We start from the raw sequence: 14,715 nt of genomic DNA on the forward strand, positions 1-14,715 counted from the left end.
AAACCGGCGGGCTCAGCGGAGGATAGGCCGGACCGTGACGCTCACGGAGTCTTTCCCGACCAGGAAGCGCTTGAGGGAGACCGGCACCTGCACCTGCGCGCCGAAGGTCTCGGGCGCGTCGGAAGCGGAGGTCGGGCGCAGCGTGTCCATCGCGCCCGGGGGGAGCCGCGACGCGACCTTGCCGCGGTACGCCGCGCCGTTCTCCCGGAGCCGGAACGTCGCGACGACGCTCTCCGCGTCGTGGGTCTGGTTCGGCAGCATCGCCACGAGCTCGGCGACGTTGTTCGGGGTCGCCATCGGGCGCTCCACCTCGTAGCCGGGCGCGAGATCGATGTCCACCTGGCTGCCGGCGAGCTCGCGCGGCACCGGCACCTCGATGACGCGCGACTCGATGGGGCCCTGATGGGGCTGGAGATCCAGGCGGATCCGCGCGGGCGCGCCCGCCTCGATCTCCGGCTCGAGCACCTTCGCGCCGCGCAGCAGCACGACCTCGCGGTCGAAGGTGACCTTCACGCGGGTGTCGACGCGCTCGATCGAGACGTCCTCCCAGGGGTTGTTGAGCAGGGCCCCCATCGCCCGGACGAGCCGGCTGCGGACGAAATCGTCGCTGCTGAGCGGGGTGCCGTTGCCAGCGCCGAAGTCGACAAGCGAGATGGTGCCGTAGCGCCCGATCTTCACCTGGCTCACCGCCCGCCAGGTCATGTCCCGCCGCTCGGCCGTCGTCGCCTCGACGGCGTTGCCGACGGCCATCGAGACGAAGGCGGGCGCGAGGAACTGATCGTGCGCGACCTCGACGTTCCACGTCGGGTGCGGCGCGCCCTCCACGCCGTCGATCTGGACGCGCATCGGGAAGACCGGCGCCTTCGCCGAGCTGTCGACGACGATCGCGGCCTGCCGATCGTTCACCAGCGTGCCCAGAGGCCGCACCGCCTCGCCGATCTTGAAGCTCCGGTTCTGGCTCGCGAGGATCCAGTGGACCCTCGCGATCGCGGCGGGGAGGTTCGTGACGCCGCCGTTCATCATCGGATGGCCGAACGCGACCAGCTTGTCGCCCGACACGCGCGTGACCGTGCCGATGCCCATCGCGGAGATGTCGCCGCGCACGAGCTCGACGCCGATCGCCCCCCCGTCGACGTACTTGGTCGGCGCGCCCGGCTCCGGGCTCGCGGACGAGCCGCCGCCGGCCTGCATCGGATCGAGCCCCATGGGGCCGAGCAGATCGCTCGCGATGCGCAGCGACGTCCCGCCGAGCCCGCCGAGCATCACCGGCGTCGAGGCGCGCGCGAGGCTCGTCGACTCGGGCGGGGCGAGCGACGGCGCGACGCGCGCGGCGATCTGGCTGGCGTGGCCCGCGAGGTCGTAGGCGTCGACGGCCCCCAGGAAGCCGCGGCTCCCGTGCAGGCGGGCCGGCGCGGCGGCGCGCGGCGGCGGCGCGCCGCCAGCGCGGCTCACCGGGACGGGCAGCGGGCCGCCGATCTTCGGGGCGATCCCGCGCGGGAGCGGCCGCGCGAGCTCGTCGAGCATCGACTTGATCGGGGTGACGCCGGCGATCGCCTCCGCGCCAAAGAGCCACCCGTACGCGTAGGCGCCGATCATCTTGCCGTTCAGGTAGATCGGGCTGCCGCTCATCCCCGCCACGGTGCGGGCCACCTCGAGGCGCGGGTGCTGCGTCTTGACGAGGACGAGGTCCTGGTTCGGCCGGAAATTGCGGAGCGTCGAGATGACCTCGACGTCGAACTTCTCGGGCGTGGTGCCGGAGAAGACGGTCAGGCCGTATCCCTTCATGCCCGGCTTCACCTCGGAGAGCGGCAACGTATCGGGCGGAGCGGAGATCGCCTGAGCCGCTCCGACACCGACAGCGACGCTGCACGCCGCGCCGGCGAGCAGGCTCAGGGGGATGAGGCCGCCCTCGCGGTCGACGAGGGCGCGGGCGGCGCCCGCGATCGCCCTCGCGCAGCGGGTCGCGAGCGGGGCGGCGCGCGCGGTGAGGAAGGAATCCGGACGAAAACACGGCATGTTGCGCAGAGGCACGGGCCAAGCTTAGCCCGGATTTGGTAGCGCGACAGAGCGGGGGCTCCGGGCGCGCCGGGAGGTCGCCGCGCTGCCCGGGATCGCCGTTTTCCAGAGGCGGGGCGCGCCGGCGACGCTAGGCTTCGCCCCGTGAAGGATATCGCGGCGACCGCGACGCTCGTCCTTTCATTCGCCGCCTGGGTGACCACCCACGTCGCGCTGGCCGCGCGGCTCGCGCTCCGGAGCCAGCCGCGCTGGCGCGGGCTCGTCGCGCTGGTGGTGCCGCCGCTCGCGCCGATGTACGGCTTCCGGCTGGGGTGGCGACGGACGAGCACCCTGTGGCTTGTATGGCTGATCGTGTACGTGCTCGCGCTCCTCGTCGCGCGGGCGTGAGGAGCAGGGCGTGGCGCCTGACGTGAAGGCTGACGACGTGAGGGCGGGAATGACGGCGAAGCGGCGCCCTGACGCGCCGCCCGCGATCCTCGTCGGCACGATGAACTTCGGCGGCCGCACGCCGCCCGAGGAGGCCGAGCGCATCGCCCTGCACGCGCTCGAGCGAGGGATCACCGCGTTCGACACGGCCAACCTCTACCAGGACGGCGCGTCGGAGCGGATCCTCGGCCGGGCGCTCCGGGGCCGCCGGGCCGAGGCGCAGATCGCCACCAAGGTCGGCCTGCGCCGCCTCCGGGGCAAGCCCGAGGGGCTCGGGCGCGAGCGCGTGATCCGCGCCGTCGAAGAGAGCCTCGCGCGCCTCGACACTGACCGCGTCGACGTCTGCTATCTCCACGCGCCGGACCCGGAGACGCCCATCGAGGAGACGCTGTCGGCGATCGACGCCCTGCTCGAGCAGGGGAAGATCCTGCACTTCGGGGTCAGCAACTTCGCGTCGTGGCAGATCCTCGAGATCATCGCGCGCCGCGACGCCGTCGGGAAGCCGCGCCCCGCCGTCTCTCAGGTGCTCTACAACGCGCTCATCCGCCAGCTCGACGTCGAGTACGCCGCCTTCGCGCGGCGGTACGCGCTGGCCACCGCGGTGTACAACCCGCTCGCCGGCGGGCTCTTGACGGGGCGGCACGCCGGGCCAGAGGCGACGCAGGCGGGCTCGCGCTTCGAGGGCAACCGCCTCTACCAGCGCCGGTACTGGAGCAGGCGCATGTTCGAGCTCGCGGCCAGCTACGCCGCGGTGGCGGCGGACGAAGGAATGAGCCTGCTCTCGCTGTCGTACGCCTGGCTCGCGGGGCGGGACGTCGTCGATTCCATCCTGGTCGGCCCGGTCCGGGCAGAGCACCTCGACGCGGCGGCCGACGCCGTCGGGCGCCCGCTCTCGGAGGAGGCGGCGCGGCGCATGGACGCGCTCTACCGCGATCACCTGGGCACCGACGCGAGCTACGCGCGATGATCGATCTCCTGCTGCCCGAGGCCAGGGACCTCGATCTCGCGGGCCCCCTGGCCGAATACGCCGTCCGCGGCCACGCCCGCCTCGGGCGCGTGATGACCGACGCAGGGCTCGCGGCGCTGCGCGCGCGCTCGGATGACCTGATGCTCGGGCGCGTCACGTACCCCGGGCTCTTCTTCCAGCACGACTCCGCGTCGGGCCGCTACGAGGATCTGCCGTACGGCAAGGGCTACCAGGGGCCGAGCACGTCGTACCGGAAGCTCGAGAAGCTCGAGAAGGACCCGCTGTTCCTCGCCTGGATCGAGAACCCGCTCTTCGAGAGGATCGCGCGCGCGCTCATCGAGGGAGAGGTCTCCATCTACCGGGCCGTGCTCTTCAACAAGGCCGCGACCGGAGGAACGCCGCTGCCCTGGCACCAGGACGGCGGCAGCTACTGGGGGCTGGATCGCGACCCCGAGCTGCAGATCTGGACCGCGCTCGACGACGCGCCCGCCGACGGCGGTTGCGTGGAGGTGCTGGAAGGCAGCCACATCGACGGGCTCGCGACGCCGCTCGGCGGCGTCATTCCGCGCGACCGCGTGCGCGCGGCCGACGCGGACGCCCGCAAGATCGCGCTTCCGGCGCGCGCGGGCGAGGCCCTGCTGATCCACAACTACCTCTGGCACTGCTCCGCCGTGAACCGGAGCGGCCAGCCGAGGCGAGCCTTCACGGTCTGCTACATGAGCAGGGCGACCCGCTGCCTCCGAAAGAAGAAGGCCCCACGCACGTTCACGTCGGTGTTCTGAGCTCCCCCGGGCAGGCGGCCTCAGCGCGATCGACGGCCCCTCGCTCGCTAGCCCTCCCCTTCCCCCGGCTTCCCCCGGCTTTCCCGGGACGTTCCCCCGCCGGCGTCGACGTTTCGAGAATTTTTCGATCCGGTGTCGCGTCCAGTTCGCACCCGTGTCGTAAGGACGAACGCCTGCACCCGCGGCAAAGTGCCGCGCCCCCGCGGCGGCCTGCCGCGGCGTGGACCTTCAATTATCCACAGCGGCAATCTGCCGCAGTCACGCGGCACTTTGCCGTCTTGTCGCACCCCGCCAGCAAGCCATAACTGCGCCCGCGCGTCCCTCCGACGCCCAACACAACCCTATGGCTCGGTTCCTGTTCCCACGATGGGCCAACAAAGTGGTTCCGCTGGGGCTGCTCTTCGGAGTACTGCCCCTCGGCGCCGCTGTGATCGGCGGATTCTGGTACTACGGTACCAACAAACATCTCGAGGTCGGGTATCAGCCGGATCAACCGGTTGACTACTCCCACAAGCTGCACGCCGGCGACCTCGGAATCGACTGCCGCTACTGTCACAGCACAGTAGAGGTATCCAGCTTCGCCGCGGTTCCCCCCACCGAGACGTGCATGAACTGTCATGCCAAGGTGCGGCGGGACAGCGAAAAGCTCCTCCTCGTGCAGGAGAGCTGGGCGACGGATCAACCCATCCCCTGGGTGCGCGTCCACAACCTGCCGGACTACGCCTATTTCGACCACTCGGCCCACCTGGCCGCAGGGGTCGGCTGCGTGAGCTGTCACGGCCGCGTGGACCAGATGCACAAGGTCCGGCAGGTCCAGCCGCTCTCGATGGGATGGTGTCTGGACTGCCACCGCAATCCGGGTCCCAACCTCCGCAATCCCGCCGACGTCACCAAGATGGATATGGCGCCCGCGACGGCCGCCATTGCAGGCGCCGGCATCCCCGCGAGCCACGAGGCTTATAACGATCGCGTGCCAGCGGTCACTTCCTCCGGGCGGCAGGTGCAAGCGCCGCTTCACTGCTCGGGGTGCCACCGATGAGTAAACGAACTCCTCTCCCCCTCGCCCAGGACATCTCTGGAAAGACCTACTGGCGCAGCTTGAACGAGCTCTCCGGCTCGCCCGACTTCGTCGACGCGCTCGGGCGCGAGTTCCCGCCGGCCGCGTTCGAGCCGCCGGAGGGCGTCGGGCGGCGCACGTTCCTGAGCCTCATGGGCGCGTCGCTCGCGCTCGGTGGCCTCGTGGGCTGCCGCCGGCCTGTCGAGCAGATCCTGCCGTACTCGCGGACCCCCGAGGAGGTCATCCCGGGCAAGCCGCTGTTCTTCGCGACGGCGCTCCCGATGATGGGCACGGCCTTCGGCGTCATCGTCGAGAGCCACGAGGGGCGGCCCACCAAGATCGAGGGCAACCCGAAGCACCCCGAGAGCCTCGGCGGGACCACCCTCTACATCCAGGCCTCGATCCTCGACCTCTACGATCCCGATCGCAGCAAGTCGCCGCGCGAGGGCGCGACAGAAAAGTCGTGGGACGACGCCGCGGCGTTCTTGCGCACCGAGGGCGACAAGCTCCGCGGCCGCAGCGGCAAGGGGCTCACGATCCTGACCGAGGCGCACCGCTCGCCGACGCTGGCCGCGCGCCTCGCCGATCTCCGCAAGACGCTGCCGGAGGCGCGCGTCGTCCGGTACGAGCCCTTCTCGCGCGACGCCGCGCGTGAGGGCGCGCGGCTCGCGTTCGGCAAGCCGCTCGAGACCACGCTCGACCTGACGAAGGCGCGCGTGATCGTCGCGATCGACGCCGACCTGTTCGCCTCCGACGGCAGCCCGCTCAAGCAGGGGCGCGCGTTCACGGCGGGCCGCGCGGTCGACAAGGACCCGAAGGCGATGAACCGCCTCTACTCCGTCGAGAGCACCTTCACGATCACCGGCGCGGCCGCGGATCACCGGCTCCGCATCCAGAGCCGCAAGATCCCCGCCTTCGCCTTCGCCCTCGCGACCGAGCTCGGCAAGCGCGGGGTCGCGCTCGATCCGCAGCTGCTCCAGGCGCTCAATGGCAAATCGGAGGGGCTCGACGCCAAGGCGACGCGGCACGTCGCCGCCATCGCCGCCGACCTCGTCGCCAACCGCGGCCAGGGCGCGGTCGTGGCCGGGCGCTCGCTGCCGAAGGAGGTCCACGGCCTCGTGCACCTCATCAACCTCGCCCTCGACAACACGGGCAAGGCGATCCGGCTCGTCGCGCCCTTCGACGACTCGCGCGAGGGCCCCGAGGCGCTCGTCGAGCTCGCGCGCTCCATCGAGAAGGGCGAGGTCGAGACGCTGATCCTCCTGGGCGGCAACCCGGCCTTCGACGCGCCCGCAGACGCGCGCTTCGCCGACGCGCTCGCCAAGGTGCCCGTGAGCGTGCACGTCTCGACGCACGTCGACGAGACGAGCGAGCGCACCCGCTGGCACCTGAACCGCGCCCACCCGCTGGAGTCGTGGAGCGACGTGCGGGCGGAGGACGGGACGGCCAGCATCGCGCAGCCGCTCATCGCGCCGCTCTTCGGCGGCAGGACCGACGCCGAGGTCATCGAGCTCCTGCTCGGGGGCTCGCGGACAGCGTACGACCTGGTGCGGGCGACCTGGCTGACCGCCGAGGGCGCGAAGCGCACCGAGGACGACTTCCGCCGCGCGCTGCACGACGGCGTCGTCGCGGGGACCCAGCTCGCGGACGAGCAGGTGACCGCCGCGGCGCAGGGCGCGATCGAGGCGCTGCGCGCGTTCGCGCCCGCCGTGGGCGAGGGCCTGGAGGTCACCTTCCGGCCCGACGTGCACGCGTGGGACGGCCGGTTCGCGAACAACGGGTGGCTCCAGGAGCTGCCCCACCCGATGACGAAGCTCACCTGGGGCAGCGCCGCGAACCTCTCGCCCTCGACGGCGGCGCGGCTCGGCCTGAAGGACGGCGACGTCGTGACGCTGACGGGCAGCGGCGCGTCGGTGCGGATCCCCGTCCTCATCGCGCCGGGGCAGGCGGACGACTCGGTGGGTATCACCATCGGCCAGGGCCGGCGCGCGCAGCTCCGGGTCGGCCATGGCGTCGGCGTCGACACGACCCCGCTGCGGAAGAGCGACGCCTTCGAGCTCGCCGGCGGCTTCTCGCTGGAGAAGACCGGCGAGGTCGTCGAGCTCGCGCGCACCCAGGAGCACTTCGTGATGGAGGGCCGCCCCCTCGCGCGCGAGGGGACGCTCGCCGAGTTCCAGAAGGACGCGGAGTTCGCCCAGAAGCAGGTCCACGTGCCGCCGCTCCTCAGCCTGTTCAAGGAGCCGAACCGGCGGCAGGGGCACGCCTGGGGCATGAGCATCGATCTCAACGCCTGCCTCGGCTGCAACGCGTGCGTCATCGCCTGCCAGGCCGAGAACAACATCCCGGTCGTCGGCGCCGACGGCGTGCGCCAGACCCGCGAGATGCACTGGCTCCGGATCGACCGCTACTACCAGGGCACGGACCCGAACGAGCCGGAGAGCATCTCGCAGCCGCTCCCCTGCCAGCACTGCGAGAACGCGCCGTGCGAGCAGGTCTGCCCGGTCGCCGCCACCACGCACAGCCCCGAGGGGCTGAACGACATGGCGTACAACCGGTGCGTCGGCACGAAGTACTGCGCCAACAACTGCCCTTACAAGGTCCGTCGCTTCAACTTCCTCGAGTACGGCCAGCCGGACTCGGAGGAGCGGAAGATGCAGTTCAACCCCAACGTCACCGTTCGATCGCGGGGCGTCATGGAGAAGTGCACCTTCTGCGTGCAGCGGATCAACCACGCCAAGATCGACGCCAAGCGAGAGGGGCGGGAGCACATCAAGGACGGCGAGATCGTGACCGCGTGCCAGGGCGCTTGCCCGACGCAGGCCATCGTCTTCGGCGACCTCGACGACCCCACGAGCCAGGTGGCCGCCACGTCCGCTAGCCCGCGCGGCTACAGGCTGCTGGACGAGATCAACACCAAGCCGCGGGTCACCTACCTCGCCAAGATTCGCAACAAGAACCCGGAGCTCGCCGACGCATGAGCGCCACAGCACCCCTCCAGGTCGATCACCCCCGGCTCTCGGACCGCGCCGCCCTCTTGGACGAGGCGCCGCTCGTGCAGGGGAAGGACGACTTCCGCTCTCTCACCGACAAGATCTCGGGCATCGTCCTCAGCAAGCGCCCCCCCGGGTGGCTCGTCCTGCTGTGCCTTGCCATCAGCATCCTCTTCATCCTCGCCGGCTCGCTCGTTCACCTCGTCGGGACCGGTATCGGTATCTGGGGGCTGAACACCACGGTCAACTGGGCGTGGGACATCACCGGCTTCGTGTTCTGGGTCGGTATCGGCCACGCCGGCACGCTGATCAGCGCCATCCTCTTCCTCTTCCGCCAGAAGTGGAGGACGAGCATCAACCGCGCCGCGGAGGCGATGACGATCTTCGCGGTCGCGTGCGCCGCCATCTACCCGGTGGCCCACCTGGGCCGGATCTGGTTCGCCCACTGGCTGTTCCCGATCCCGAACCAGATGAGCATCTGGCCGAACTTCAAGAGCCCGCTGCTCTGGGACGTGTTCGCTGTCTCGACCTACGCGACGGTCTCAACCCTCTTCTGGTTCGTCGGGCTCATCCCTGATCTCGCCACGATCCGCGACCGGGCCACGACCCGGACGAAGCAGATCGTCTTCGGGATCCTCTGTCTTGGCTGGCGCGGCTCGCACCGCCACTGGCTCCACTACGAGAAGGCCTACCTGATCTTCGCCGGGCTCTCGACGCCGCTCGTGCTCAGCGTGCACACGATCGTGTCGTTCGACTTCGCCGTCTCGATCGTCCCCGGCTGGCACACGACGATCTTCCCGCCGTACTTCGTCGCGGGCGCCATCTTCAGCGGGTTCGCGATGGTCGTCACGCTGATGGTGTTCGCGCGCAAGGCGTTCGGTCTCGAGGGGCTCATCACGATGCGGCACCTCGAGAACATGAACAAGGTCATCGTCGCGACCGGCACCATGGTCGGTTACGCGTACGGGATGGAGCTCTTCATCGCCTGGTACAGCGGCAACGGCTACGAGCAGTTCGCCTTCCGGAACCGCATCCTCGGCCCGTACGCCTGGGCCTACTGGACCATGGTGAGCTGCAACGTGATCTTCCCGCAGCTCTTCTGGTTCAAGAAGGTGCGCACCAGCATCCCCGCGATGTTCATCATCTCGATCCTGGTCAACATCGGGATGTGGTTCGAGCGCTTCGTCATCATCGTGACGAGCCTCCACCGCGACTTCCTCCCCTCGAGCTGGACCTACTTCCGCCCGACCATCTGGGACATCTCGACGTTCTTCGGTTCGTTCGGCCTCTTCTTCACGCTCTTCCTGCTGTTCGTCCGCTACCTGCCGATGGTCGCGATCAGCGAGGTGAAGGGGGTCACGGCGGCGGCCGATCCTCACGGCTCGCACAGCAACGACGAGGCTCATCATGCAGCGTAACAGCGATGCTCGACGCCAGAAGCGCTCCGGGAAGCCCGCCTCGGCCGAGGAGGCACGAGCGCACAAGGACGCCGCGCGCGACAGCCAGCCCGACGTCAAGCCGCAGGGCCACGTGCCCGAGGACGACGCGGAGTACGCCGAGCCCCGCGAGAGCGGGCCGCACGGTCAGGCCGCGCTCTCGATCGAGCGCAAGCTGGAGCGCAAGGCCGAGCAGGAGGCGGACGGCGAGTCGGCCCTGTTCGGGATCATGGGCTACTTCACGAGCCCGAAGGACATCTATCACGCGTGCGAGGCGCTCCGGGACGCCGGGTACAGCCGCTTCGACGCGCACACGCCGTTCCCGGTGCACGGGCTGGAGAAGGCGATGGGGCTCAAGCCGTCTCCGCTGCCGTGGCTCGTGCTCGGCGGCGGGGCGACGGGGCTCGCCAGCGCCATCGCGCTCGCCTGGTACACGCAGTACTACGACTATCCGCTCATCATCAGCGGCAAGCCGTCGTTCTCGTACCAGGCCTTCATCCCCATCTTCTTCGAGCTCACGGTCCTCTTCGCGGCGCTCACGTGCTTCTTCGGGCTCTTCGCGCTCGGGCGCCTGCCCACCTTGTTCCACCCCACCATGACGCACCCCTCGTTCCCGCGGGCGACCGACGACGCCTTCTTCATCAGCGTCGAGGCGAGCGACCCGAAGTTCGATTCCACGGAGACGCGCAACCTCCTCCAGCGCCTCGGCGCCCAGAGCATCCGGGAGGTCGCCTCGTGAAGCGCTGGTGCATTCCCCTCCTCGTCGTCCTGGCAGGCTGCCGTGGACAGGCGAGCAGCGACCCGCCGATCCACGTCTTCGGAGACATGGACTGGCAGCCCAAGTTCCAGCCGGAGGAGGGCACCCGCCTGTTCCCCGACGGGCGGGCGATGCGGCCGATCGTCGAAGGCACGGTGGCCCAGGGAGCCCTCGACGAGAGCGAGGCCTACCGCACGGGCAAGGAGAAGGACGGCGAGACGTTCCTGGCGTTCGCGCCCATCACCGTCGATGAGGCGGTGATCCGGCGCGGCCAGGATCGCTTCAACATCTACTGTGCGCCGTGCCACGACCAGAGCGGGAGCGGCCAGGGCATGGTGGTGAAGCACGGGTACCCGCCCCCCATCGACCTCGCGTCCGACCGGGCTCTCGGCCTGCCCGACGGCGAGATCTTCAATGTCATCACGAACGGCGTGCGCAACATGCCGTCTTATCGGAAGCAGGTCCCGGTCAAGGACCGGTGGGCGATCGTCACGTGGGTGCGCGTGCTCCAGCACAGCCAGCACGCGCGCGTCGATGACGTGCCCGAGGCCCAGCGGGCCAACATCGCGAAGGAGAGCGGAACTCCATGAAGTCCCACGGAAGTGCTCTGGCCGAGGACACGAAGGTCCTCGATCCGGCGGTCGCGAAGCGGCTCGTCTCGGGGAGCATGGTGCTGGCGATCGTCGGCGTGGTGCTCTCGGCGGCGGCGGCGGTCTCCGACGCGAAGCGCTTTGCGTTCTCGTACCTCACCGGCTTCACGTGGCTCGTGACGGTCGCCCTCGGCGCGCTGTTCTTCGTGATCATCCAGCACCTGACCCGCGCGCGCTGGTCGGCGGCCGCGCGCCGTCACATGGAGTGGATGAGCGGCATCCTGCCCGCCTGCATCGTGCTGTTCCTCCCGGTCGCGGTGCTCGCCCACGACATCTACCATCACTGGATGGGGCCCGACGCGGCGAACGACCATGTGCTCCACCAGAAGGCGCCCTACCTGAACCCGACGTTCTTCTACATCCGCGCGGTGGTGTTCCTCGCGGCGTGGGCGGGCCTCGCGCTGTGGTTCATCAAGACCTCCCGCGCGCAGGACAAGAGCGCCGATTTCCGGCCCACCGCGAGGATGCGCGCCGGGGCGGCCCCGGCCGTCATCGTCTTCGCCCTGACCATCTCGTTCGCGGCGTTCGACTGGCTGATGAGCATCGATCCGCACTGGTACTCGACGATCTTCGGCGTCTACGTGTTCGCCGGCTCGGCCACGAGCTCCCTCTCGGCGCTCGCGCTGATCACGATCGCGCTCCACAAGGCGGGGCTCCTGCGCAAGGTGAGCAACGTCGAGCGCCAGCACGACATCGGCAAGCTGCTCTTCGGGTTCACGATCTTCTGGGCCTACATCGCGTTCTCGCAGTTCATCCTGATCTGGTACGCGAACATCCCGGAGGAGACGATCTTCTACCAGCACCGCTGGGAGGGCTCGTGGAAGGTCGTGAGCCTGGCCTTGCTGTTCGGGCACTTCGTCGTTCCGTTCCTCGTCCTCCTGTCGCGGCACGCGAAGCGGAGCCCGCTCGTGCTCGGCGCGGCGTCGGTGCTCCTCCTCGTGATGCACTACGTCGACCTCTACTGGCTCGTCATGCCGAACGTGGATCACCACGGCGCGCACCTGAGCTGGATCGACCTCGCCGGCTTGCTCGGCCCGCTGGGCGTGGGAGCCTGGATGCTCGCGCTCCAGGCGGCCAAGAGCCCGCTGTATCCCCTGAACGACCCTCACCTTGCCGAAGCGGCTCGGATCGACAACCCGTAAGGAGCCGGCCATGAGCGAAGCGACAGACAACACAGCGACCGATCACGCCGAGGCCCAGGCCGAGGCGGATCGACCGAACAACTCGCTCATCTTCGTGATCGTGATCGCCACGCTGTTCTCGATCGTGGTGACCGTGCTCTTCGTCAACGAGGTCTTCAAGGCGACGATGGAGCACGAGATCTCGACCAAGGTGCTGGAGCCGCCGAGCAGCGGAGTCCGCAGCCTGCGGGCCTGGGAGAAGGAGCGGCTCAGCCACTACCAGTGGGCTGACGAGAAGAAGGGCGTCGTCCGCATCCCGATCGATCAGGCCGTCGCGCTCACCCTGAAGGACTACCAGGAGAGGCGCGTGAGGAGCGCGGCCGCTCCCGCTGCGACGACCGAGACCGCGAAGCCCGCGGACGGCGCGGCGAAGCCCGACGAGGGCGCCGCCGCCGGCGAGCCGTCGAAGGGCCAGGACACCGCGAAGCCGGGCGACAAGGACGCGGCGAAGCCCTCGGACGGCGCCAAGCCTGCCGAGACGGCCACGCCCGCGAAGCCTGCCGAGACGGCCAAGCCCGCCGACGCCGTGAAGCCCGCCAAGCCCGCGGACGCCAAGCCCGCAGCCCCGGCGGGCGCGGCGCCCAAGCCCGCAGCCCCGGCGACCCCCGCTCCGGAGCAGTGATGTCCCGCCCGCTGTCTGCCCTGCTCGCCGTTCTCGCGCTCGTGGTGGCCACGGTCACCCCGGCGCGGAGCGCGCGAGCTGCGGACACGACCATCCCCACGGAGCTCGCCGGCATCGACATCGAGGAGCGGCCGGGCGCCCAGCTCCCGCGCCAGCTCCGGCTCCGCGACCAGTCGGGGCAGGAGATCGAGCTCTCCAGGTACGCGGCGGGGGACAAGCCCCTCGTCCTCGTGCTCGGCTATTTCGAGTGCCCGATGCTCTGCTCGCTGGTCCTGAACGGCGTGCTCCAGGCCATGAAGGAGAGCGCCTGGACCGCGGGCCAGGAGTACCGCACCCTCGTCGTGAGCTTCGACCCCCGCGATACGCCCGAAGCCGGGCGCAAGAAGCGGGCGAACTACATCGAGGCGTACGGCAGGCCGGTCACCGGCGACGGCTTCGACTTCCTCGTCGGGGACGAGGCGTCGGTGCGCGCGCTCGCCGACGCGGTGGGCTTCCACTACCGGTGGGACGAGACGACCAAGCAGTACGCGCACGCGGCGGGCGCGTTCGTCTTCACGCCGGACGGGCGCCTGTCGCGCACGCTCTACGGCATCTCCTTTCCACAGAAGAACTTCGGCCTCGCGCTGCGCGAAGCGGGCAGCGGGCAGGTCGGGAGCGCCTGGGATCGGGTGCTCTTGTTCTGTTTTCACTACGATCCCAACGCCCGAGGGTACGTCCTGGCGACGAAACGGCTGATGATGGCGTCAGGCGCGGTCACCGTCGTGCTCCTCGGGCTCTGGTTGATTCGCTTCTGGCGGACTGAACGCTCCCGCACGAGGGTGCGCGTAAACGAGGCTTCCTAGGTACAAGGTGGCGGAGCCACAACTATGGTGATGAAAAACCCGATCGAACTCGGCTCCTTCTGGCTGCCCCGCCAGGGCTCGACGCTCGCTGAGCGAATCGACTCCGCCTGGGCTGCGGCTTACTGGGTCTCCGTCCTCTTCTTCATCCTGGTGGCGGGGGCGACGGTCCTCTTCGCCATCAAGTACAAACGGCGCAGCGAGCGCGACAAGACGAGCCCCATCGACCACAGCACGACGGTCGAGGTCGTGTGGACGCTGATCCCGCTCGCCATCGTGATCGCGCTCTTCTTCGTGGGCATGCGCGGCTACGTGCACGCCTCCGTCGCGCCGGCCGAGTCCTACGAGATCAACGTCACGGGCGAGATGTACCTGTGGACGTTCACCTACCCCGACGGGACGACGACCGTGAACGAGCTCGCCGTGCCGCGGGGGCGCCCGGTGCGGCTCATCATGAGCTCGAAGGACATCCTCCACAGCTTCTACATCCCGGAGTTCCGCGTGAAGCAGGACGTGGTCCCGGGCTCGTACACGTCGCTGTGGTTCGAGGCGACGGAGACGCGCGAGACCGTGCTCCTGTGCACCGAGTACTGCGGCTCCGGTCACTCGGACATGATGGCGACGGTGAAGGTGCTGGAGCAGTCGGACTTCGAGAAGTGGCTCGAGGGCAACAACAACAGCGACCTGCCGCCCGAGGAGCTCGGCAAGCTGCTCTTCGCCAAGCGGAGCTGCGCGACCTGCCACTCGCTCGACGGGACGCGCATCCAGGGCCCGTCGCTCAAGGCGCTCTTCGGCCGCGAGGAGGAGCTCGCGGACGGGGCCAAGGTCGTCGTGGACGAGAATTACTTCCGCGAGAGCGTCTTCAACCCCGGCGGCCAGGTCGTGCGCGGCTACCCGCCGGTGATGCCGTCGTTCAAGGGGCTCCTGAAGGACAAAGAAGTGGACGCGCTCATCGCTTATCTGAAGTCGGTGAAGTGAGCGCCGAGGAGAAG

The 14,715-nt window shown here is 69.6% G+C and carries 13 protein-coding genes; 12 read left to right on the top strand and 1 reads right to left on the bottom strand.

Features of this window, described 5'->3' with window-relative positions; genetic code table 11:
* Positions 1-12: 12 nt before the first annotated feature.
* On the bottom strand, positions 13-2,031 hold the full coding sequence (locus WME79_RS41675) for a SpoIVB peptidase S55 domain-containing protein (protein ID WP_437526696.1): 2,019 nt from the start codon (positions 2,029-2,031) through the stop codon (positions 13-15).
* 129 nt (positions 2,032-2,160) lie between these two features.
* Between WME79_RS41675 and WME79_RS41680 the strand changes: the two genes are divergently transcribed.
* From WME79_RS41680 to coxB, 12 genes are all read left to right on the top strand, one after another.
* Entirely contained in the window at positions 2,161-2,403 is a 243-nt protein-coding gene (locus tag WME79_RS41680; RefSeq protein WP_012240189.1) for a hypothetical protein, read from the top strand.
* 10 nt (positions 2,404-2,413) lie between these two features.
* Entirely contained in the window at positions 2,414-3,409 is a 996-nt protein-coding gene (locus WME79_RS41685; RefSeq protein WP_437526699.1) for an aldo/keto reductase, read from the top strand.
* Positions 3,406-4,191, top strand: coding sequence for a phytanoyl-CoA dioxygenase family protein (locus tag WME79_RS41690; protein WP_437526702.1), 786 nt, complete (start codon positions 3,406-3,408; stop codon positions 4,189-4,191). Before WME79_RS41685 ends, WME79_RS41690 begins: the two co-directional genes overlap by 4 nt.
* A 607-nt stretch (positions 4,192-4,798) precedes the next feature.
* Entirely contained in the window at positions 4,799-5,230 is a 432-nt protein-coding gene (locus WME79_RS41695) for a cytochrome c3 family protein (RefSeq protein WP_437526705.1), read from the top strand.
* Positions 5,227-8,226, top strand: coding sequence for a TAT-variant-translocated molybdopterin oxidoreductase (locus WME79_RS41700; protein ID WP_437526708.1), 3,000 nt, complete (start codon positions 5,227-5,229; stop codon positions 8,224-8,226). Before WME79_RS41695 ends, WME79_RS41700 begins: the two co-directional genes overlap by 4 nt.
* Positions 8,223-9,656, top strand: coding sequence for an NrfD/PsrC family molybdoenzyme membrane anchor subunit (gene nrfD / locus WME79_RS41705; RefSeq protein ID WP_437526711.1), 1,434 nt, complete (start codon positions 8,223-8,225; stop codon positions 9,654-9,656). The genes WME79_RS41700 and nrfD overlap by 4 nt, the downstream gene beginning before the upstream one ends.
* Positions 9,646-10,413 carry a DUF3341 domain-containing protein gene (locus tag WME79_RS41710; RefSeq protein WP_437526714.1) on the top strand — a complete coding sequence of 256 codons (768 nt, stop codon included), beginning with the start codon at positions 9,646-9,648 and terminating at the stop codon, positions 10,411-10,413. Before nrfD ends, WME79_RS41710 begins: the two co-directional genes overlap by 11 nt.
* The gene (locus tag WME79_RS41715; RefSeq protein ID WP_437526717.1) at positions 10,410-11,021 is read left to right on the top strand and encodes a c-type cytochrome; all 612 of its coding nucleotides are present in this window, start codon (positions 10,410-10,412) and stop codon (positions 11,019-11,021) included. Before WME79_RS41710 ends, WME79_RS41715 begins: the two co-directional genes overlap by 4 nt.
* Positions 11,018-12,223 carry a hypothetical protein gene (locus tag WME79_RS41720; protein ID WP_437526720.1) on the top strand — a complete coding sequence of 402 codons (1,206 nt, stop codon included), beginning with the start codon at positions 11,018-11,020 and terminating at the stop codon, positions 12,221-12,223. The genes WME79_RS41715 and WME79_RS41720 overlap by 4 nt, the downstream gene beginning before the upstream one ends.
* Positions 12,224-12,233: 10 nt before the next feature.
* The gene (locus WME79_RS41725; RefSeq protein ID WP_437526722.1) at positions 12,234-12,884 is read left to right on the top strand and encodes a hypothetical protein; all 651 of its coding nucleotides are present in this window, start codon (positions 12,234-12,236) and stop codon (positions 12,882-12,884) included.
* Positions 12,884-13,726 carry an SCO family protein gene (locus WME79_RS41730; RefSeq protein WP_437526725.1) on the top strand — a complete coding sequence of 281 codons (843 nt, stop codon included), beginning with the start codon at positions 12,884-12,886 and terminating at the stop codon, positions 13,724-13,726. The genes WME79_RS41725 and WME79_RS41730 overlap by 1 nt, the downstream gene beginning before the upstream one ends.
* Before the next feature lie 30 nt (positions 13,727-13,756).
* Positions 13,757-14,701 carry a cytochrome c oxidase subunit II gene (gene coxB, locus WME79_RS41735; RefSeq protein ID WP_437526728.1) on the top strand — a complete coding sequence of 315 codons (945 nt, stop codon included), beginning with the start codon at positions 13,757-13,759 and terminating at the stop codon, positions 14,699-14,701.
* Positions 14,702-14,715 lie beyond the last annotated feature (14 nt).

Origin of the sequence: Sorangium sp. So ce726 (assembly GCF_051521405.1) — a bacterium.
In the GTDB taxonomy this organism is placed as follows: domain Bacteria; phylum Myxococcota_A; class Polyangia; order Polyangiales; family Polyangiaceae; genus Sorangium.